This window comes from Kocuria arenosa, from assembly GCF_042879215.1.
Taxonomy (GTDB): domain Bacteria; phylum Actinomycetota; class Actinomycetes; order Actinomycetales; family Micrococcaceae; genus Kocuria; species Kocuria arenosa.
The window spans coordinates 1-727 of record NZ_JBHZTA010000044.1 but is presented as its reverse complement, the minus strand read 5'-3'; the positions used below and the strand labels follow the sequence as shown (position 1 = coordinate 727).

General features: G+C 70.7%; 1 protein-coding gene. It reads right to left on the bottom strand.

What is annotated here, in order from left to right:
• Window positions 1-139: 139 nt before the first annotated feature.
• On the bottom strand, window positions 140-727 hold a 588-nt coding region (locus tag ACFYE3_RS19035; protein ID WP_387612042.1), incomplete at its 5' end, for a TetR/AcrR family transcriptional regulator C-terminal domain-containing protein.

Genomic DNA, 727 nt, shown 5'->3' with positions numbered 1-727 from the left:
GAGGCGAGGGTGGTCATGAGAACTCCTGGAGGCAACGGGTCGAGCAGGTCAGGGGTCAAGGGGGTCAGGGATCAGTGGGTGAAGGGTTGCGCCGGTGGGGATGTGCGGGGCCGCCCGCGACCGTCTCGGTGGTGCCCTGTCACGTCGCGGTCGGGGTGCCGGGAGTGGTGGGGTGGAGCTGGGCGGCCAGTCCGCCCAACAGGATGGTGATGCCCTGGTCGAGCTCGCCCGCCCCGTCGTAGTCGGCCAGCACCGGGGCCATGGCGCGCAGCCGAGGAAACTGGCGGGCGGGCAGCCGGTGCAGGCCCAGGCGCAGCAGGTCCTCGTTCTCCTCCGCGTCCACGATCATTTCCTGGAGCTCGTTGAGGATGTGCCCGTAGAGGAACCCGTAGTAGGCCCGGTAGACGTGCAGGGCGTCTTCCGGGGCGAAGCCCGCGTCGATGAGCAGGGCCAGGATGTTCTCCAGCGGCCGCAGGGTGCCCAGCGGGCGCAGCCCCAGCGGGGTGGACAGCGGCCGGGTCACCAGCAGCGGCACCACGTGCGGATGGGCCAGGGCCAAGCGTCGGAAGTCGTGGGCGGTGGCGCGCAGCTGCTGCTGCCAGTCCGCCGCGTCGGTGGGGATGACCAGCTGGTCCAGGACCACCTCGGTGATCCCGTCGAGCAGGTCCGCCCGGTTCTTCGCATACCGGTACAGACCCATCGGATCCCGCCCCAGCTCAGCGCCCAA